20 protein-coding genes are annotated in these 18,086 nt (G+C 63.4%); 11 read left to right on the top strand and 9 right to left on the bottom strand.

Translation table 11 applies throughout. The features are described 5' to 3' along the window. Positions 1-13: 13 nt before the first annotated feature. Complete coding sequence (locus tag HSR6_RS05570) at positions 14-973, top strand: presenilin family intramembrane aspartyl protease PSH (RefSeq protein WP_070364969.1); 960 nt, start codon at positions 14-16, stop codon at positions 971-973. Here the strand turns inward: HSR6_RS05570 and HSR6_RS05565 are convergent. Continuing rightward, a complete protein-coding gene (locus HSR6_RS05565; RefSeq protein ID WP_070364968.1) occupies positions 970-1,536 on the bottom strand; it encodes a class I SAM-dependent methyltransferase in 567 nt (188 codons plus the stop codon). The genes HSR6_RS05570 and HSR6_RS05565 overlap by 4 nt on opposite strands. A 49-nt stretch (positions 1,537-1,585) precedes the next feature. Between HSR6_RS05565 and HSR6_RS05560 the strand changes: the two genes are divergently transcribed. The 7 genes from HSR6_RS05560 to HSR6_RS05530 all read left to right on the top strand — a co-directional run bounded on the left by HSR6_RS05560 (position 1,586) and on the right by HSR6_RS05530 (position 9,007). Continuing rightward, the gene (locus HSR6_RS05560; protein WP_070364967.1) at positions 1,586-2,116 is read left to right on the top strand and encodes a GNAT family N-acetyltransferase; all 531 of its coding nucleotides are present in this window, start codon (positions 1,586-1,588) and stop codon (positions 2,114-2,116) included. A 25-nt stretch (positions 2,117-2,141) separates the two neighbouring features. Then, on the top strand, positions 2,142-3,125 hold the full coding sequence (fen, locus tag HSR6_RS05555; RefSeq protein WP_071933070.1) for a flap endonuclease-1: 984 nt from the start codon (positions 2,142-2,144) through the stop codon (positions 3,123-3,125). A 40-nt stretch (positions 3,126-3,165) separates the two neighbouring features. After that, positions 3,166-4,575: a class II fumarate hydratase gene (locus tag HSR6_RS05550; protein WP_071933069.1), complete on the top strand. Its 1,410-nt coding sequence runs from the start codon at positions 3,166-3,168 to the stop codon at positions 4,573-4,575. A 42-nt stretch (positions 4,576-4,617) separates the two neighbouring features. Next, positions 4,618-5,079 (top strand): PH domain-containing protein, encoded by a 462-nt coding sequence (locus tag HSR6_RS05545; RefSeq protein ID WP_070364964.1) that lies wholly within the window; start codon positions 4,618-4,620, stop codon positions 5,077-5,079. Beyond that, positions 5,069-6,568, top strand: coding sequence for a PH domain-containing protein (locus tag HSR6_RS05540; protein ID WP_071933068.1), 1,500 nt, complete (start codon positions 5,069-5,071; stop codon positions 6,566-6,568). Before HSR6_RS05545 ends, HSR6_RS05540 begins: the two co-directional genes overlap by 11 nt. A gap of 34 nt (positions 6,569-6,602) precedes the next feature. Beyond that, positions 6,603-8,471, top strand: coding sequence for a Glu-tRNA(Gln) amidotransferase subunit GatE (gatE, locus tag HSR6_RS05535; RefSeq protein WP_071933067.1), 1,869 nt, complete (start codon positions 6,603-6,605; stop codon positions 8,469-8,471). A gap of 98 nt (positions 8,472-8,569) precedes the next feature. Beyond that, positions 8,570-9,007 (top strand): phosphate-starvation-inducible PsiE family protein, encoded by a 438-nt coding sequence (locus HSR6_RS05530; protein ID WP_232503003.1) that lies wholly within the window; start codon positions 8,570-8,572, stop codon positions 9,005-9,007. Here the strand turns inward: HSR6_RS05530 and HSR6_RS05525 are convergent. Further along, positions 9,004-9,486 carry an Lrp/AsnC family transcriptional regulator gene (locus HSR6_RS05525; protein WP_070364960.1) on the bottom strand — a complete coding sequence of 161 codons (483 nt, stop codon included), beginning with the start codon at positions 9,484-9,486 and terminating at the stop codon, positions 9,004-9,006. The two genes, HSR6_RS05530 and HSR6_RS05525, sit on opposite strands and share 4 nt — an antisense overlap. A 213-nt stretch (positions 9,487-9,699) precedes the next feature. On the opposite strand from HSR6_RS05525, the gene HSR6_RS05520 reads away from it, so the two are divergent. Continuing rightward, a complete protein-coding gene (locus HSR6_RS05520; protein ID WP_071933066.1) occupies positions 9,700-10,722 on the top strand; it encodes a DMT family transporter in 1,023 nt (340 codons plus the stop codon). Here the strand turns inward: HSR6_RS05520 and HSR6_RS05515 are convergent, their stop codons facing one another. Both HSR6_RS05515 and HSR6_RS05510 read right to left on the bottom strand, forming a co-directional pair. Next, positions 10,723-11,448 carry an RNA methyltransferase gene (locus HSR6_RS05515; RefSeq protein WP_070364958.1) on the bottom strand — a complete coding sequence of 242 codons (726 nt, stop codon included), beginning with the start codon at positions 11,446-11,448 and terminating at the stop codon, positions 10,723-10,725. A gap of 42 nt (positions 11,449-11,490) precedes the next feature. Further along, positions 11,491-12,495, bottom strand: a complete 1,005-nt coding sequence (locus HSR6_RS05510; protein WP_071933065.1) for a hypothetical protein — start codon at positions 12,493-12,495, stop codon at positions 11,491-11,493. Positions 12,496-12,702: 207 nt separating this feature from the next. Between HSR6_RS05510 and HSR6_RS05505 the strand changes: the two genes are divergently transcribed. Continuing rightward, the gene (locus HSR6_RS05505) at positions 12,703-13,404 is read left to right on the top strand and encodes a 6-hydroxymethylpterin diphosphokinase MptE-like protein (protein WP_071933064.1); all 702 of its coding nucleotides are present in this window, start codon (positions 12,703-12,705) and stop codon (positions 13,402-13,404) included. Positions 13,405-13,443: 39 nt separating this feature from the next. Here HSR6_RS05505 and rpl12p read toward each other — a convergent pair whose 3' ends face one another. From rpl12p to HSR6_RS05485, 4 genes are all read right to left on the bottom strand, one after another. Then, positions 13,444-13,779: a 50S ribosomal protein P1 gene (rpl12p, locus tag HSR6_RS05500; protein WP_071933063.1), complete on the bottom strand. Its 336-nt coding sequence runs from the start codon at positions 13,777-13,779 to the stop codon at positions 13,444-13,446. A gap of 5 nt (positions 13,780-13,784) precedes the next feature. Next, a complete protein-coding gene (locus HSR6_RS05495; RefSeq protein WP_071933062.1) occupies positions 13,785-14,828 on the bottom strand; it encodes a 50S ribosomal protein L10 in 1,044 nt (347 codons plus the stop codon). Continuing rightward, on the bottom strand, positions 14,829-15,467 hold the full coding sequence (locus HSR6_RS05490; protein ID WP_070364953.1) for a 50S ribosomal protein L1: 639 nt from the start codon (positions 15,465-15,467) through the stop codon (positions 14,829-14,831). It abuts the gene before it with no gap. A gap of 126 nt (positions 15,468-15,593) precedes the next feature. Next, entirely contained in the window at positions 15,594-16,070 is a 477-nt protein-coding gene (locus HSR6_RS05485; RefSeq protein WP_070364952.1) for a 50S ribosomal protein L11, read from the bottom strand. A gap of 108 nt (positions 16,071-16,178) precedes the next feature. Here HSR6_RS05485 and HSR6_RS05480 point away from each other — a divergent pair, with 108 nt between their 5' ends. Beyond that, positions 16,179-17,291: an OBG GTPase family GTP-binding protein gene (locus HSR6_RS05480; RefSeq protein ID WP_070364951.1), complete on the top strand. Its 1,113-nt coding sequence runs from the start codon at positions 16,179-16,181 to the stop codon at positions 17,289-17,291. On the opposite strand, the gene dph5 is transcribed toward HSR6_RS05480, so the two are convergent. After that, complete coding sequence (gene dph5, locus HSR6_RS05475) at positions 17,292-18,062, bottom strand: diphthine synthase (protein ID WP_071933061.1); 771 nt, start codon at positions 18,060-18,062, stop codon at positions 17,292-17,294. Positions 18,063-18,086: the final 24 nt, after the last annotated feature.

The following is an 18,086-nucleotide window of genomic DNA, read 5'->3' as shown; positions in this document are numbered from 1 at the left end:
GGTAACTCACTCCATGCATTCTCGTGGCCGGATCGCGATTGTGATCCTCGGTGCCGTTGGGTTCTTTCTCGCCGTGCAGCTCGGGGCGCTGTTTCTCCAGGGGCCGTTTGCGGCAGCCGGATTCCAGGCCGTCGAAGACCCGAGTGACCCGGCAAATGCGGCCTTCTACGTCGGAGTCCTCCTCGTGGCGACGGTCGGGATGTTAGCGCTCCTGAAGTACGATTTGACGGCGCTCCTGCGGGCCTTTGTCGTCCTCACGAGCGGGTTAATCTCGGCGTACGTGTTCTCGGTCGTGCTTCCGCCCATTGTCGACCTACCCGGGCTGTTCCATCTGGGGGCGATCATCGGAGCGGCCGCAATTATCATCGGCCTCGCAGTTTACCCGGAATGGTGGGTCATCGACGCCTCGGGACTGGTCATGGGAATGGGCGCTGCCGCGCTGTTCGGTATCAGTCTGGATATCCTGCCTGTCCTCCTCTTGCTTACAGTGCTGGCGATTTACGACGCCATCAGCGTGTACGGCACCGAACACATGCTGACTCTGGCAACGGGTGTGATGGAACTCCGGGTGCCCGTGCTGATCGTCCTTCCGACTACGCGAACGTTTTCGTTTCGGGAGATGGTCGCGGAGATGAAAGCCGAGACGGACCCCGAAACGGAAGAGTCGGCTGATCCGTTGGAGCGGGACGCCTTCTTCATCGGCCTCGGGGACGTGGTCATTCCGACGATCCTGGTCGTCAGCGGGACGGTATTTCTCGAAACCCCGCTCCTATTCGGGCTCGAAGTGGCCGCCCTCGGGGCAATGACTGGTACGCTGCTCGGACTGCTCGGGCTGCTCGCGATGGTCGTGAAGGGGCGACCCCACGCTGGGCTGCCCCTGCTCAACGGCGGCGCGATTGCGGGGTACCTGATTGGCGCACTGGCTGGGGGCGTTCCGATCGTCGAGGCACTGGGTCTGGCCCCGTATCTCTAGACCGATTTCACTCGGCCGACGACCGTGTAGACGAAGCCGGTTTCCAGCGTTTGGACCGTGAAGCCCGCGGCTTCGAGAGCAGCCGAAATCGACGAGGCGGACAGGAACGTCGACTCGAACCCAACCAGTCGCTCGCCCAGTGCCAATCCGCGGCCCCGGATTGTCGTTGGATCGAAATCTCTAAGGACGAAGACGCCACCGGGCCGCAAGATCCGGTGTACCTCTGCCAGGACCCCATCGATCGACGGCAGGTGGTGGAGGGCGTCGACAGAAACCATGGCATCGATGCTCTCAGCCGGGAGTGGGATGGACCGAGCATCACCACGGATTGTCTCGAATCCGTTTTTCCGGGCCTGTTCGAGCATGGGCCGACTGGCGTCGAAGATAATCGTCTCCGGGCTGACGGCCCGACCGGCCCGCCCCGTCCCGCCGCCCAGATCGACCACCCGCTTGACCGGTCGCTCGGCGAGTTCCAACCCCGCGGCGAGCGGTGCGGCATCGGTCCCCGGCAGGAACAGGTCGTAGACAGGGGCGAACCGGTCGAATATCGGGACGTCGTGCACGGTCGACCCAGGGGCGGGTTCCTTAAGCCTGCCACGCTAACGGCGAGGTATGGAGTACGCGGTCCTGGGGGTCCCGCCTGATGGCCCCTCGCTCACGCTGGACTGGCAGACCTTCGCCTATGCCGGGAAATTCGAGATGACCAACACCGGAAAAGCCGTGCTTCGCGAAGCGGGATCGGTCCTGGCGGCAGCGGCGTTCAACGGCGACCGGGAGGACGACGACCAGGCGTGGATCCGGTATCTCACGGTCCGGTCGGACCGACGTGGCGAGGGACTCGGTCCTCGACTGGTCCGGAATCTCCGCGAAACGTTGCGAGAACGCGGGTATGAACGCATTGCGATCGCCGTCAACAATCCGATCGCGTATCGCGCGCTCTATCGGGCCGGGTTCGGCTTCACAGGTCGAGAGACCGGACTCGCGGAACTGGTGCTTACCTGGCCCGCCGACCGGAGCGAAGAACGGTACCGGGCCGGCTTGGAGCGCTTTGCAGATCGCGACCTCCCTGAAGGGCAGGCGCAACTCCTCGACCGGTGGCTACAGGAAACTCACCTACCCGAACCGGTGAACGGTATCCCTTAGGCCCCCTCGGCCGAAGGAACGCTCGATGGGGCTCGCAGATCTCAGACAGCTGGCGGTGCTCTCGGAGGTGGGCTACGAGGACCTGGACGGAGACGTAGTGGCCGTCGACGCGCACAACTGGCTCTACCGCTATCTCACGACCACGGTGAAGTTCACCCGTGATTCGGTCTACACGACGGGTGCGGGCGAGGAAGTCGCCAACCTCATCGGGGTCGTCCAGGGACTGCCGAAGTTCTTCGAACACGATCTGACGCCGGTCTTCGTCTTCGACGGCGGCGTCACTGAGCTCAAGACCGAGGAGGTGACACGTCGACGCGAGAAACGCGAAGAAGCCGAAAAGCGAATGGAGGCGGCCAGGGAGGCCGGCGAGCAAATCAAAGCCGCGAGACTGGAGTCACGAACCCAGCGGCTGACCGACGTGATCCACCGGACGACACGCGACCTCCTCGAGCATCTCGACATCCCGATCGTCGAGGCCCCGGCCGAGGGCGAAGCCCAGGCCGCCGCGATGGCTCGAAACGATCCCGACGTGGACTACGCCGGGAGCGAGGACTACGACACGCTCCTCCTGGGGGCCCCCTATACGCTCCGTAAGCTCACCACCAGTGACGACCCGGAGCTCATGGACTTCGAAGCGACCCTCGCGGAACACGACATCACGTGGTCCCAACTGGTCGATATCGGTATTCTCTGTGGGACAGACTTCAACGAGGGTCTTCGGGGGTACGGCCCGAAGACGGCCCTCAGTGCGGTCAAGGAACACGGCGATCTCTGGGGCGTGCTTGAGGCCGAGGACGAATACATCGAGTATGCCGATCAGATCCGGGACCTGTTCCTCGACCCGGACGTGACGACCGAGTACGACCTCGACCTCTCGATCGATCCGGATATCGACGCCGCCAGGACCTACGTCACCGAGACCTGGGAGATTCCACCCGAGGAGGTCGCCCGTGGGTTCGAGCGGATCGAGGATTCGGTCGCCCAGACCGGACTCGACCAGTTTACGTAAGAAAGGGGATGTTTTACGGGGTCGGACACGAATCGCCTCCATGACCGCGGGAGACGACGAACGAATCGAAGTGGACAGCCTCGGCGAGATCAGCGTTCCGGCCGACGCCTACTGGGGGGCCCAGACCCAGCGCGCGATCCAGAATTTCCCGATCAGCGACGAGCAAATGGACCGGCGGTTCATCAGGGCCCTGGGCATCGTGAAGCAAGCCGCAGCGGCGGCGAATGCCCAGCTTGGGATGATTCCCGAGGAGATCGCCGAAGCGATCCAGGCGGCGGCCACGGAGGTCATCGAGGGAGATCTCGACGAGCACTTCCCGGTCGACGTGTTCCAGACCGGCTCCGGGACCTCGACGAACATGAATGCAAACGAGGTGATCGCGAACCGGGCCGCCGAGATTATGGGCGAGTCGGTTGGAAGCAAGGCGGTCCACCCGAACGATCACGTGAACTTCGGGCAGTCCTCGAACGACGTGATTCCCACGGCCATGCACGTTGCAGCTCTCGAAGCCATCGAGGACGACGTGGAACCCGCCCTCCGCACGCTTCGGGATGCACTCGCCGAGAAGGAAGCGGCCTTCGACGGGGTCGTCAAGACCGGCCGGACTCACCTGCAGGACGCGACCCCAGTTCGGCTGGGCCAGGAGTTCGGCGGCTATCGGGCCCAGATCGAGAAGGGGATAGCGCGGATCGAAACGAGCAAAGCCGAACTCCGGGAGCTTGCCCTGGGTGGGACCGCCGTCGGCACCGGGCTCAACACGCATCCGGAGTTCGCGGAGCTGGCTGCCGCGGAGATCAGCGAACTGACCGGAACGGAGTTCAGCGAAGCGGACAACCACTTCGAGGCCCAGGCCGCTCACGACGCGATGGCATCCGTCCACGGTGCGCTTCGAACCGTCTCGGGATCGCTCGACAAGATCGCCCACGACCTGCGGTTGTTAGCTTCGGGCCCCCGGAACGGTCTCGGTGAGATCGAACAACCCGAGAACCAGCCCGGATCCTCAATTATGCCCGGGAAGATCAACCCGGTCGTCGCCGAGTCGGTCAATCAAATTCACGCCCGGATCGTGGGCAACGACGCCACCATCTCGAAAGGCGGAGCGGGCGGTCAGCTCGATTTGAACCTCTACAAGCCGGTGATCGCCACCGACTTCCTGCAGTCCGCTCGGCTGCTCGCGAACGGCGCGGAGACGTTCGCGACGCGGTTTGTGGCCAACCTCGAAGCGAACGAGGAGTCCTGTGCCGAACAGGTCGAACGGAGCCTGGCGCTGACCACGGCGCTGAATCCAGCCATCGGTTACGACGCCGCCGCAGAAGTCGCCAAAGCGGCCCTCGAAGAGGGAAAGACCGTCCGCGAGGTCGCTGTTGAGCGGGGCTACCTGACCGAGGCGGAAGCCGACGAGGTCATCGATCCCGAGGCGATGACCGAACCGGGGATTCTGACCGACTAGGCCCACCCGGTCTTTCAAGGGGGTGGGATTCCCAGTTCGCCTATGGAACGTCTCACGCCCCGCGTGCAGATCTTGTGGGGAGTCGTCGCGGTGCTTCTCGCTACGGTACTGGCAGGTGTTCTCGCCGGAGTGACCTTCTGGTTCGAGTGGCGATTCCCGACGGCGGCGATCGGTGCCTTCCTCCTCTTCGCGGTCCTCCTTCTCGGCCATGCCCATCTCAGATTTCGGCTCTGGCGCTACGAACTGCAGGACGATGCGCTCTTCCTGCATCGCGGCGTGTTCACCCGCGTTCGGACGGTCGTCCCGTACGTGCGGGTCCAGCACGTCGACACCCAGCGAAACCCCTTCGAGCGGGCACTCGGCCTGAGCCGAGTCGTCGTCTACACGGCGGGCTCCAGGGGTGCGGACGTGAGGATTCCGGGACTCAAACCGGATCGGGCGGAGTCACTCCAGGAACGGCTTCGGGCACTCGCCGGCGAACACGAAGCAGACGATGGCGTCTAAGCTCCACCCCCTGACCGTTCCGGTTCGTGGCGCGAGCCGAGCGCTCGGGCTGGCGATTGCCGGATCGGTCCTCGGTTCGATGGTTCAGGAACCGTTGCGTGCAGCAGGGCTGCTCCCGTTCTGGATGCCTTCCCTCGGGATGGTGTTGGCCGTGCTGTTCGTCATTGGGGCGCTCGCATACGAGATACTGCGGTACCGGTTTTTCGCCTACGAACTGACCGACGATTCCCTGTACATTCATTCGGGCGTGCTCTTCAGGCGTGAACGGGACATCCCCCTGGGTCGCATTCAGAACGTGGACATCACCCGGTCGATCTTCCAGCGGGCCCTGGGTATCGGGGCCGTCGGCATCGAGACCGCGGGCGGCAGTTCGACGGAAGCAGCTCTCAATTTCGTCTCCCGGGCCGAGGCAACTCGACTCCAGGAAGGGATCAGAACCCGAAAGCGCAGTCTCGACGAGTCCGATTCCATTCACACGGACACCGAAGACACGTCTGGGGAGTCCCACGAACGCCTCTTCGAGCTCTCGGACGAGGATCTGGTGCTCTACAGTCTCCTCTCCCTCGATCCGCGACTGTTCTCGATCGTCTTTGTCCTCGTGCCAACTGTGGCCCCATTTGCAACCGAGTATCTCGCCGGCCGGGCGGCTGCAGTCGTCTTCGTCCTCGGTCTGTTTGGACTCGTGCTTGCAGGGCTGGCCGTCTGGATCCTCGGCGGATTCAGTCGATTCGTCGGCTACTACGGGTTCACGCTCACGCGCGTCGGCGACGAACTCCGGTACGAACGGGGCCTCCTCCAGCGGTACGACGGCTCGATCCCCGCGGGCAAGATCCAGACGATCGTGATCGAGGAGAACGTGCTCATGCGGCACTTCGGCTACGCGTCGCTCACGATCGAGACGGCTGGCTACGGTCCGGGATCGGAGTCCGGGGCCGAATCAGCCGTCCCGCTCGCAAAACGGGACCGGCTCCTCGAACTTGCACGCGACGTCGAGGACTTCGGCGAGGTGGAATTTGCCCGGCCGGCCCCGGAGGCCCGTCGGCGGTACACCGTCCGGTACGCTATCGTCGTCACGGCGCTATTGGGGGCTGGCTTCCTGGGGAGCTGGCTCGTGGGACCGGTCCCGTGGTATGGCCTCGTGGCGCTCTACGCGGCGGTCCCGATCGCGGCCCGGAAGAAATGGGCCCATCGAGGCTGGGACATCGTCGACGGATACGTGATCACACGGACCGGATTCTGGCGACGGCGGACCCACGTGGTGCCCGGCGACCGCGTCCAGACCGTGATCGACCGCCGGACGCTCTTCCAGCGGCGGTGGGGGCTTGGCACGGTCGTGATCGACACCGCCAGTTCCGGTGGCTTTGCCTCCCAGGAGGCCAGTGTCATCGACGTTCGCACGGCCACAGCCGATGCGGTGCGGTCGGCTGTCACCGAGAAGCTTCTGACCGCAGTTGGGGTCCTGAAGGAGCCACCCGAGCCGAGAGACTGAACGGTTTTAACCCTCCCACACGGACCAGTCCACAATGACCGAGTTCGATTACGAGGAGCTGGGCCTCGTCGCGGGACTGGAGATCCATCAGCAACTCGATACCGAGACGAAGCTGTTCTGTAACTGTCCGACGACCCAACGGGAGGCTGCGGAGTCGGTCCGGTCGTTCACGCGGTATTTGCACCCGACGCCGAGCGAACTCGGCGAGGTCGACGAGGCCGCCCTGGAGGAGAGCCAGGTCGAACGGGAGTTCGAGTACCTGGGATACGACTCGACCTGTCTGGTCGAGGAGGACGACGAACCTCCACACCCCATGGACGACGAGGCGCTGGAGCTCAGCCTGGAGATCGCCCAACTGCTCTCGATGACGCCCGTCGATCAGGCCCACGTCATGCGAAAGGTCGTCATCGACGGCTCGAACACCTCCGGCTTCCAGCGAACATCGCTGATCGCGACCGACGGGGAGATCCAGACCGAGGCGGGCCCAGTCGGCATCGAGGACCTGATGCTCGAAGAGGAGTCGGCCCGACGGGTCGAGGAGACCGATTCGGGGGTCGTGTTCTCTCTCGATCGGCTCGGGGTTCCACTCGTAGAGATCGGGACGGAACCCGACATCACTAGCCCCAAACAGGCCCGCGAGGCGGCGGGTCGACTCGGCATGATTCTGCGCTCCACCGGCAGCGTCAAGCGTGGCCTGGGGACGATTCGACAGGACGTGAACGTCTCGATCGAGGAGGGTGCCCGGGTCGAGGTCAAGGGCGTCCAGGATCTAGAGGGGATCGAGAACATCGTCCGCGGGGAGGTCCGCCGACAGGCCGAACTCCTGGAGATCAGCGAGGAACTGCAGGACCGCAACGCCGCTGTCGGTGACGTTCAGGCTGTCAGTGATGTCTTTGCGGACACCGACTCCGGCGTCATTCGTGGCGCACTCGACGCCGGCGGAGCCGTCAAAGCGGTTCCGCTCTTCGGATTCGACGGGCTCGTGGGGCGTGAGATCCAGCCCGACCGACGATTGGGAACCGAACTCTCGGATCACGCCAAACGCCACGGCGCGGGTGGGATCTTCCACACGGACGAACTCCCGGCCTACGGCGTAACCGAGGAAGAAGTCGTGGCACTCAGAGACGCGGTCGACGCTGGCGAGGAAGACGCCGTCGCGATCGTCGCGGCCGACACGGAAACCGCTGAGCTCGCGATCGAGGCTGCAGCCGATCGAGCCGCAGTCGCGATCGAGGGGGTCCCCGAAGAGACCCGGGACGCGAACGAGGACGGAACGACCTCGTATCTCCGCCCGCTTCCAGGGGCTGCACGCATGTATCCCGAGACGGACGTGCCGCCGGTCGATATCGATCCGGCGGCCGTTGAGACTCCCGAACTCCTCGATGAGAAGGTCGACCGATACGTCGAGGCCTACGACCTCGATCCCGGACTCGCCGAACAGGTGGCCTTCGGCCGGCGGTTCACGACGTTCGAGCAGGCGGTCGAACAGGGCGTGGACCCCGCCCTCGCCGCGACGACGGTCGAATCGACGAGTACCGAACTCCGTCGGGACGACGTCCCAGTCGAGAATCTGACCGACGAACACTTTCTCGACGTGCTCGAACAGGTGGATGCTGGCGACCTGGCGAAAGAGGGAGTCGGTGAGGTATTGACGGTTCTCGCGGAGCAACCCGAACTCTCTGCGGCGACAGCGATCGAGGAAGCCGGCCTCGGCGCCGTCGACGAGGCGGCGGTTCGCGAAGCAGTGCGGGAGGTCGTCGAGCGGAACGCATCCCAGGTCGAGGACGAGGGTATGGAGGCCTTCTCGGCGCTGATGGGCGAGGCGATGGGCGCGCTTCGGGGTAAAGCCGACGGCGAAGTCGTCTCCTCGGTGCTTCGCGAGGAGATCCAGGCCAAACTGTAACCCACGACCCGCAGATTTAGGGCATGGGGACCCGTTTATCGTGGTGACAAATGTCACAGGGAGCCGGCGAGGGATCCGGGAACCCGGAGACTGGAGAGATGGCGGGTCAGATCTCCAGGCACATCAGTCAGTTCGTCCAGGCCGTCGAACTCGCCGCCGCCGGGCTCTTTGCGCTCCTCTTCGGCATCGGCGTGGTCGATCTGGCCCTCCAGATCGCGATGACGGTCCCCACGGGAGCCATCACCGACCCCCTGGTGGTCATCGGTTTCATCGAGACGGGCCTGCTCTTGCTCATAATCGTTGAGGTTTACCAGACCGTCGTGGCCTATGTCCGACAGACCGATACCCGGCAGATCGTCCGGCTGGTGATCTACACCGGCGTGATCGCGATGGTCCGAAAGGTGATCATCTTCCGGACCTCCGAATACACGACCGTCCAGGATGCCCTTCTCGCGGCGATGGCGTACACTGTGATCATTCTCGGATTGGTGAGTCTCCTGTACGTCGAGCGAAAACTCGGCGTGTCCCTGGATTAGTCCACAAGCGCGTCGGTCAGTGTTTCCAGATCGTAGGTCGCGGGGGCCCGACTCTCGTCTCGCAGGGTCGACACGACGAAGGTCGAGTTGGTCCGATCGACTTCTGGAATTGATTCGAAGTCCGCGATCAAGCGTTCGACGCTGTCCGAGTCCGGGAGCCGAGCGAGCACGATGAAATCAGTCTCGCCCATGGTGAAAAAGACCTGTGTCACCCCCTCGATGTTGAACAGTGCGTCTTCGACCTCGTCGGCCGAGCCCTCGTACTCGGCGAGGACCTCGACGATGATGGTCACTCCCAGTCCCAACTTCTCGTGATCGAAGTCATAGAGGTCGTTCGTGATGATCCCCTCTTCCCGAAGGTTGTTCAACCGGTAGTGGATCGTCGAAACTGGGATCCCGGTCTCCTCGTGTAACTGGTCGGGGCTTCCCGTTCCGAGATCCGAGATCGCCTTGAGAATCGCGACGTCGCGCTCGTCCATGCGTAGTGAGACACGACCCGTCCACTTACCAGTTCGTCTCCTGACGGGGAGTCATCGAATGCGTTCCGTTGTAGTCCGTTCGGTCTGTGACCGATTTTGCGAACTGTGTCCAAAGTTTTCTATCACAAATATTCTCAAAGTCGCAGGTGAGGCCGGAAAATCGCGAAAGTTTGTAGAAAGACTTTAATCATCCCGTCCATTTCGTAGATACTAATGACACATTTGGATCTCCTCTCCGGGCCGCGGGCGACAGCGTCGCTGTTCGTCCTGCTGGGCCTGCTCTGGGGCAGTTCGTTCGTCGCGATCGAGATCGGGCTTCACGTCTTCCCGCCGCTTTACTTCGCCGGCATTCGGTACCTGTTGGCTGGCGGGCTACTCATGGCCTGGGCGGTCATGTCCGCGCCTGAAATCATGCCACAGCGGCGGACCGATTACCTCGCAATCGGCGTGGTCGCGCTGTTTCTCATCTTCGCGAATCACGCGTTCCTCTACCTTGGCGAGCAGATCGTCTCCGGGGCAATCGCCTCGATCATCATCAGCCTGTCTCCGGTTCTGACGGTGCTGTTTGCAAGTCTGACCCTGGAGCGCGGGCTCCCCCGGATGAACGAAATCATCGGCTTCGTTCTTGGCATCGCCGGCGTGGTGGTCGTCGCCCAGCCGAATCCAGCCTCCCTCGATCAGGGGCATCTCTTCGGGATCGGTCTCGTCCTCCTCGCCGCCGCGAGTTTCGCCGCTGGTGGGGTTCTCTCACGGACCGTTCGGTCCGGCCTTCCGCTCAAGAGCCTCCAGGCCTGGGCGATGCTCATTGGGTCGGGCATGCTCTTTGGAGTTGGCTCTCTTCGAGGCGAGTCCTGGGCTGGCGTCGAGGTCACGACGACTGGGCTGCTCTCGCTGAGCTATTTGGTCGTCTTCTCGGGGATCATCGCGTTCATGGTGTACTTCACCCTCCTCGACCGAGTCGGGCCCTCTCAGCTCAACCTGGTGAGCTATCTCGAACCCATCGCCGCCGCCCTGGTCGCCTGGCTTCTGCTGGGTGAGATGATCACGCTCACGACCGTCGTGGGCTTCCTCCTGGTCATGGCCGGATTCACCGCGATCCGCCGCGATCTGGTCGTCCGGATATTGGACGCCCCATACGGGCGCGCCGTCGAGACAATCCAGGAGATCGCCGCGACGCTCGAGGAGCATCGGCCGTTCCGCACTAAGACGGATTTCACCGATACACGGAAGAAGTAGTCACTCCCGATTTCGGGTGACCGCCTGTCGCATAACCCCACGCAGTGTCACCAGTTCTTGGCCTGTGGGCTTTGCCCGACCGAGGAGCCGACGGACGAGTCGCTGGGTCTTGGCCCGTTTTTCCGGAGCGTACTCGATCGATTCGAGGAATTGGGCGACGTGCTCGTGAAATCGCTCGACATCCGCGGGGTCGGCGACTGAGCCGGTGCGGTCCGGAAGCTGTGTCTCCCCGAGTGTCACATTCCGGAGTTCGTAGAGGGCGATCGTCGCTGCCTGCCCGAGGTTCAACACCGGATAAGATTCGCTGGCTGGAATCGCACAGATCTCGTCTAGCTGGGCGAGCTCTTCGTTGTGCAGTCCAGTCGGTTCCCGACCGAACACGAGTGCTGTTGGCCCCGACCGCTCAGCGAGTGATTCTGCAAGCTCCCGCGGTGTTTTGAAGGGAAATCTGACGTGGCTGGTTTCGTCCTCGTTCGTGACCGCCGTGAAGCCGACGGTGTGATAGGCTTCGAGTACCGCCTCGAAGGTCGTCTCACGGGCGTTTGGGAGCACGTCCTCACGAGCCTGGCCCGCGAACCCGTATGCTTCGCCGTCCGGATCAAGTTCGGGCGGATCGACGAGCAACAACTCGCTGAACCCGAAGTTCTTCATCGATCTGGCGATCGTTCCCACGTTGCCCGGCGTCTGGGCATCCACGATCACCACGACGGGTGTCTGCTCCGACATGGCCGTATCTCGTCGTGAGTGGGCAAAAAGCCCCTGACACAGTCAGAAGAACTCGCGGACCTGTTCGCTGATTGTCTCCGGTGGCACATCGACCACGCTCTCGTCGTGAATCGTCTCGAAGAAGGTGGCGTCACTCCAGGCGTACTCCTGGAAGACCGACCGGGCGACGATGTCCAGGTGTGGCCGCACCGCCTCGTCGTCCACGACGTGGAGCCCGAAATTGAAACTGTTCAGTCCCTGGTCCGCGTAGTGGGCCAACACGTTCTCGATTCCCTGTGCGAAGGATTCGACGACGGGCGATTCGGGCTCCAAACGCCCGGTTTCGGGGGCGATTCCACGGACGTGACGGTGGTGGCGTGGTGCAAACGGGGCGAGCCATTCGACGGCCCCGGTCGAGCCGATATAGCGGTCGCCGTCCCGAGCCGCGCCGATTGAATCGCCGAAATAGTCCGTCTCAGCGCCGGCCTGATACTCACGAGCCCCCTCGATCCGGGCTTGCTGGCTGTTTGTCCCCCGGTCGTCGACCAGTGCCTGGACGTGTGGATGGACGATGCTCGACCCGGCCGACGGGAGGAAGTTCATGTTCACCGAGGCCACGGAAGTTGTTTCCTCGCTCTCGAAAACGGCCTCGACGTATTCGAGTGCCGCCTGGAGGCCATCGGCGAAGCGTTCGGCGGCAAGTTCGTCGATCGGAACGTAATGGTCGGCCGTGAGAACCACGACATTGGAGTGACTGCCATAGGGGTTCAGGTTGGGAAAGGAGGTCGCCTCGCCGATTGAGCCCCGGTCGAACCCGACGAAGTCGGGATATTTCGGGGTCGCCTCCCCGACCATATCTGGACAGAAGAAACAGCCCTCCCCGTCGGTCACCGACTCGTCGAGTTCCACCTCGTCCTCCGGTTCGACGAAGGCATCCGGGACGATCCGGGTCTGTCGACCGGTGAGTGGGTCCTCGCGAATCTCGACCTCGACTGCCGTCTCCGCGAAATCCTCCAGCGGATTGTAGAAGGTGGCCGTCTGCACCTCGCGTTCGAACTCGATTGCCATGGGTACTCCACGGTCGCCCGTTCAAAAAATATTCGGCCCGACAACCGCCTGACTCCCCCGCGATGGGTCGTAAATAACAAGAAAGCTTATACCGGATGGGAGTAAACCGAGGGATTGGAGGCCGGACCCCTTGGGTAGGGGTACTCGCGGTCGGGGTCTCCGGCTCGAACCAGGGTTCCTACATATTTTGACCTCGTAGCCACGGCCATGGACTACGCCGCCTGGGAACCGATCTACGAGCGGATCGTCGCCGACTTCGGGTATGACCCCACCGAGGATCGGGCGGCACGTGACGTGCTCTCGGAGCTCGTCGAGCCCTTCGAGTTCGACCGCCTGGATTTCCGTGGGCGAACTGTCGCCGTCGCCGGGGGCAGCGACACGCTCGAATCCGAACTCGACGTCCTCAGGGATGCCGACCGGACGGTCGCCGCCTCGGGCGCCGCGGCTGTGATGGAAGCCGCCGGGATTCGACCTGATCTGGTCGTGACGGATCTCGATAAGACACCGGAAACCGCAATTTCGTTGAGCCGGGCAGGCGTTCCGGTCGCCGCCCATGCCCATGGGGACAACGTGCCGGCAGTCCGAGAGTATGTCCCCCGCTTCGACGGCGAATCGGTCTTCGGGACCACACAGGTCGAGCCGCTCGACAACGTCTACAACTTCGGCGGGTTCACGGACGGCGATCGGGCGGCGTTCCTCGCTGATCACCTGGGTGCCGACACCCTTCGGTTCCCGGGCTGGGATTTCGACGACCCGACCGTGTCTTCGGAAAAGGCTCACAAACTCCGCTGGGCGGCCCGGTTGCTGGGATGTCTCGAACGCCGGCGAAACGAGCAGTTTCCGGTCCTTGACGGGCGGCGAGAATCGATCGCCGACGTTCCTCAGGACACGTCCTGGCGTTGTGACTGATCCGTTGGTCGCCAAAGAAAAATCGGTCGCTGAACCGGCTTACCCGAAGAGGTCGCCGAGACCTTCGCCGGAGGCCTCTTCGTCCTCTTCCTCGGCTTCTTCTTCTTCTTCAGCTTCGGCTTCTTCCTCAGCTTCCTCTTCCTCGGCCTCCTCGGCCTCGGCTTCCGAGCCACCGCTCGCGGCGGGGGCTGCGGGGGCGGCTGCGGCCTGCTCGACGGCCTCCTCGATGTCGACGTCTTCGAGGGCGGCCACCAGGGCCTTGACGCGGGACTCCTCCACGTCCACGCCGGCGGCGTCCAGCACGTCGGTCAGGTTGTCTTCGTTGATCTCTGCGTCGGTCTCGTTCAGGATGAGTGCGGCGTATACGTATTCCATGGGTGTTATCCGAACATCGCTCCGAGGCCCTCGCCACCGGCGTCTTCGTCCTCGTCGTCATCGTCGTCTTCGGCGGCTTCCGGTTCGGCGTCTGCCTCTGGTTGGTCGTCGATCGATTCTTCGGTGTCAGTGGTTTCGGCCCCACCGGGGGCTTCGAGGTCACGGAGCTCCTCGGGGAGCGCCTCGTCGTCCTCGATCTGTGCGGCCAGGGCCTTGACCTGGGCGTCCGCGGTCGAAACCAGGTCGTCCATCAGGGCCGGGCTCTCGATCGAAGCCTGCAGGCCGAGGCTCTTGGCCTCGCCCTCGGCTTTCGCCAGCAGCGCGGGCATCGACTCCGTGGTCGGGATCGCGGCGTTGACCGCGAGGTTCCGACCGGCCGCTGCGGCGGCTTCGAAGTCGGCCCGGTAGGCCTCGACGTCGATCTCGAGTTCCTCGGCCTCGAAGAGCACGCCGTCGGCGAAGACGGCACGGAGGTCGAGTCCGACCTCCTTGGGCTCGATACCGAGTTCGCCGAGCACGCCAGCCAGGTCCTGGCTGACGATATCGCCGGCTTCCGCCACGACGCTGTCTTCGAGGACCTTGATCGATCCCTCGTCGATGCGAGCGGCGGCCCCGACGTTCTGCAGGTCACCGACGAAGGGGCCGGGGTCCATTCCCGTGTCGCCTTCCTCGATGACGATGTCGTTCGGAGCAGTCTCGCCAGCGCTGATCGGGGCGGCCGTCTTGGACTGTTCGAGTCGACGGTAGAGCGCGAAGGGGTTGTCGTTCGTTCCGATCAGGCCGACGTGGCCCGAAAGGAACGGCACGAGGTCTTCGAGCCCCGCATCAACCTGCTCCAGCGCTCGTTCGAGGAGCGTGTTCCGGCTCATCCGGAGCGTGGCCGACCCGTACAGGTCCGCCCGCATCTCCTGGAGCTGTCGGCTCGGAATCCCTTGTACGTCGACGACGCCGACGCTGTCGTAGGATTCGATGACCGAAACGAGGTCCTCGACCTCCTGTTGTTTCCATTCGGGGACGTGTTCGGTCGTGTGTTCGGCTTCAGCCGTCATTTATGCCACCTCGACGGCGGGGCCCATCGTGGTCTTCACGTACACGGAGTCCACGTTGAGCGGCCCTTTCTCCAGGTCCGCGTGCAGTCGGCGGAGGATGACGTCGATATTCTCGGCGATCTCCTCCGCAGACATGTCCGCCGCGCCCACGCGGGTGTGGAAGGTGCGGCGGTCGCCACTGCGAAGCTGGATGCTGTTTTTCATGCGGTTCACTACTTCGACGACGTCGTCGTCGGGCTGCAGGGGCGTCGGCATCTTCCCCCGGGGACCGAGGACGGTCCCGAGATAGCGACCGATGTCCTGCATCATCGCTGCCTCGGCGATGAAGAAGTCAGTTTCATCGGCGAGGTCCTTTGCTGCATCGTCGTCGTCGCCGAGGTCCTCGAGATCGTCGTCGTCGAGTACCTGATCGGCGACGTCCGCGGCCTGGATGGCCGTTTCGCCGGTCGCGAACACCACGATCGAGGTGTCCTGGCCGGTCCCCTCCGGGAGGACGACGCTTTCGTCGATACGATTCGATGGGTCATTGAGGTCGATGTCACGCAGATTGACGGCGAGGTCTACCGTTTCGCGGAACGCCCGCTCAGGTGCCTCCTCCAGTGCGCGATTGACGGCCTCTTCGATAGCAGAGTCTGCCATTTTTCACCTCCGTAGTCCACGACCCTCTCAGGTCAGATCTCCTACGGGTCAGTGAAACAGGCGATGCCTGTCTCGCTCGGAGAAAGGTGTCGAAGCCAACTTAAACCCGTCGAAGCGCCCGCCCGTTCAGGCTTCGAGAACGTCGTCGTACTCGCCGTCGTCGACACGCTGTTTGAACGTCCGTGCGTCCTCGCCCTCGATCGTCACGCCCAGCGAGACACAGGTGCCGGCGACTTCCTTTGCCGCGGCCTTGACCTCGTAGGAGAGCAGATCGGAGACCTTCTGCTCGGCGATCTTCTTGACCTGTTCGATGGAGAGGTCGGCGACGAAGTTCGTCTCGGGATCACCACTGCCCGTCTCGAAGCCCGCTTCGTCCTTGATGAGTGCCGCCGTCGGGGGGACCCCGACCTCGATGGTAAAGGAGCCGTCCTCCTCGTACTCGATGGTGACCGGGACCTCGGTGCCGTCGAATGCAGCAGTCTCGTCGTTGATCTCCTGGACGACCGCCTGCACGTCGACTGGGGTCGGACCCAGTTCCGGTCCTAGCGGTGGGCCCGGATCAGCCTGGCCGCCAGAAACGAGGATTTCGATCGTATCAGCCATATTGCCAGCCAGTCGATGATCGGGTTTAACCCTTGTCTTTTCCGGGCACCCGCCGGCCCCGACTCGGATGGGACAAGCTTTTCGGCACCTGCCGAATACCGGGAGATGATGGGACTTGAGGAGGAGATCGAGGCACTCGAGACGGAGATCGCCGAGACTCCGTACAACAAGTCCACCGAAGCGCATATTGGCCGTCTCAAGGCGAAACTCGCGGAGAAACGGGAGAAGTTAGAAGCCCAGCAGGACTCTGGCAGTGGAGGCGGCGGGTACGGCGTCGAACAGTCCGGGGACGCCACCGTGGCACTCGTGGGCTTTCCCAGCGTGGGGAAATCGACGCTGATAAACGCGCTTACCAACGCCGACAGCGAGGTCGGTTCCTATGATTTCACGACCCTCGATGTCAACCCCGGCATGCTCGATTATCGGGGGGCGAACATCCAGTTGCTCGACGTTCCGGGCCTCATCGAGGGGGCGGCCGGTGGGCGAGGTGGCGGCCGGGAGGTGCTCTCGGTCATTCGAACGGCCGACTTGATCGTTTTTCTCCTCTCGGCCTTCGAGATCGAACAGTACGAACGGCTGGACGAGGAACTCTATCACAACGACATCCGCCTGGATACCGAACCGCCGTCGATCACGGTCCGAAAGAAAGGCAAGGACGGGATCGACGTCAACGCTTCCGCAGAACTCTCCCTCGATGAGGAGACGATCAAGGGCGTGCTCCGGGAACACGGCTTCGTCAACGCGATCATCACCATCCGCGGGGATCCGGACCTCGACGAACTCGTCGACGGGATCATGGACAACCGGGTGTACCTGCCTTCCCTGACCGTCGTAAACAAGGTCGACCTCATCGATCCGAGCTACGCCGACACCATGCGGGCGAACCTTCGTGATGTGGGTGTGGATCCGGATGATGCGGTGTTCATCAGCGCGGAGAAGGAGAAGGGTCTCGAGGCCCTGGTCGAACGCCTGTGGGAGGAACTCGAACTCATCCGGGTCTACATGGACAAACCGGGGCGAGGGGTAGATTACGAGGATCCAGTGATCCTTCGCGCCGGCGAGACGGTCGGCGATCTGCTCTCGAAACTCGGCGGGACCTTCGACGATCGTTTCCGATTCGCTCGCGTGACGGGTCCGAGTGCGAAACACGACGAACAGCAGGTCGGTCGCGATCACACCCTTGCCGACGAGGACGTGTTGCGAATCGTCGCCAGCCGCTGACTATTCGAGTTGGTCTTTCGGCGCGTCGCCGAATGCTGCCAGTGCGTCGACTTCGATCGGGTGTAAGTCTCCGGGGATGAGCAACATGTGTGGTGGTGGACCGAATGACAGTTCCGAGAGCGCTTCGAGACTAGCCGCTTTGACTGTCGGCTCGGGACTGCCAGCACGGCCCACCACGACACCCAGCACGTCACCGTTCCAGTGTTCGGTCAGAAGTTCGGCCGCCGTCGCGCCGTCCATCAACTCCGCTGATTCAGCCTTGATGTCCAGGTACGCGAGTGTGTGCAGCCCTCGTTCCCGATTTGCCTCGATGGTTTCGATGACCGAGTCGGGCACGCCATCGGCCCCGTGGGCCCACGGAAACGGGATCGTCGTCGATTTGCCAAAGCGGTAGTTCTGGAGTCCGGTCAGCCCGCTGGCCGCGGTCTGGGCCGTTGGCGCGTGGACGATCCGGGTTTCGATATCTCGATCGTGGGCGCGCAGTCGGAGGTCGACGTGCGTCGTGGAGACGGTCGGATCGCCAGCGGTCAGGAAGACTGCGGGCCCCGTCTCGGCCGCTTCCAGGATCGGCTCCGGATCCTGTTCGACCCCAGCCCGGTCCCGAACCTGAATGGTCACGTCGTGGTAGGCCTCCAGATCTTCGACTGTCGCCGCGACGAGTCGACTGGTGTAAAACTCGGCAAAGACGGCCTCGGCGTCTCGAATGGCGTCCCGTCCCTCGATGGTGACAGAGCGCTCGTCGTACAGCCCCAGGCCGACGAAAGTGAGCATGGTTACGCTGGGGGACCCAGGGCA

The organism is Halodesulfurarchaeum formicicum (assembly GCF_001886955.1).
In the GTDB taxonomy this organism is placed as follows: Archaea; Halobacteriota; Halobacteria; order Halobacteriales; family Halobacteriaceae; genus Halodesulfurarchaeum; species Halodesulfurarchaeum formicicum.
The sequence above is the reverse complement of the archived record's forward strand: the minus strand, read 5'-3'. Positions and strand labels throughout refer to the sequence as shown.

Coding starts and splice junctions, on each gene's coding strand:
- HSR6_RS05570 (WP_070364969.1), top strand. CDS start 14: ATGCATTCTCGTGGCCGGATCGCGATTGTGATCCTCGGTGCCGTTGGG.
- HSR6_RS05560 (WP_070364967.1), top strand. CDS start 1,586: ATGGAGTACGCGGTCCTGGGGGTCCCGCCTGATGGCCCCTCGCTCACG.
- fen (WP_071933070.1), top strand. CDS start 2,142: ATGGGGCTCGCAGATCTCAGACAGCTGGCGGTGCTCTCGGAGGTGGGC.
- HSR6_RS05550 (WP_071933069.1), top strand. CDS start 3,166: ATGACCGCGGGAGACGACGAACGAATCGAAGTGGACAGCCTCGGCGAG.
- HSR6_RS05545 (WP_070364964.1), top strand. CDS start 4,618: ATGGAACGTCTCACGCCCCGCGTGCAGATCTTGTGGGGAGTCGTCGCG.
- HSR6_RS05540 (WP_071933068.1), top strand. CDS start 5,069: ATGGCGTCTAAGCTCCACCCCCTGACCGTTCCGGTTCGTGGCGCGAGC.
- gatE (WP_071933067.1), top strand. CDS start 6,603: ATGACCGAGTTCGATTACGAGGAGCTGGGCCTCGTCGCGGGACTGGAG.
- HSR6_RS05530 (WP_232503003.1), top strand. CDS start 8,570: ATGGCGGGTCAGATCTCCAGGCACATCAGTCAGTTCGTCCAGGCCGTC.
- HSR6_RS05525 (WP_070364960.1), bottom strand. CDS start 9,486: ATGGACGAGCGCGACGTCGCGATTCTCAAGGCGATCTCGGATCTCGGA.
- HSR6_RS05520 (WP_071933066.1), top strand. CDS start 9,700: ATGACACATTTGGATCTCCTCTCCGGGCCGCGGGCGACAGCGTCGCTG.
- HSR6_RS05515 (WP_070364958.1), bottom strand. CDS start 11,448: ATGTCGGAGCAGACACCCGTCGTGGTGATCGTGGATGCCCAGACGCCG.
- HSR6_RS05510 (WP_071933065.1), bottom strand. CDS start 12,495: ATGGCAATCGAGTTCGAACGCGAGGTGCAGACGGCCACCTTCTACAAT.
- HSR6_RS05505 (WP_071933064.1), top strand. CDS start 12,703: ATGGACTACGCCGCCTGGGAACCGATCTACGAGCGGATCGTCGCCGAC.
- rpl12p (WP_071933063.1), bottom strand. CDS start 13,779: ATGGAATACGTATACGCCGCACTCATCCTGAACGAGACCGACGCAGAG.
- HSR6_RS05495 (WP_071933062.1), bottom strand. CDS start 14,828: ATGACGGCTGAAGCCGAACACACGACCGAACACGTCCCCGAATGGAAA.
- HSR6_RS05490 (WP_070364953.1), bottom strand. CDS start 15,467: ATGGCAGACTCTGCTATCGAAGAGGCCGTCAATCGCGCACTGGAGGAG.
- HSR6_RS05485 (WP_070364952.1), bottom strand. CDS start 16,070: ATGGCTGATACGATCGAAATCCTCGTTTCTGGCGGCCAGGCTGATCCG.
- HSR6_RS05480 (WP_070364951.1), top strand. CDS start 16,179: ATGGGACTTGAGGAGGAGATCGAGGCACTCGAGACGGAGATCGCCGAG.
- dph5 (WP_071933061.1), bottom strand. CDS start 18,062: ATGCTCACTTTCGTCGGCCTGGGGCTGTACGACGAGCGCTCTGTCACC.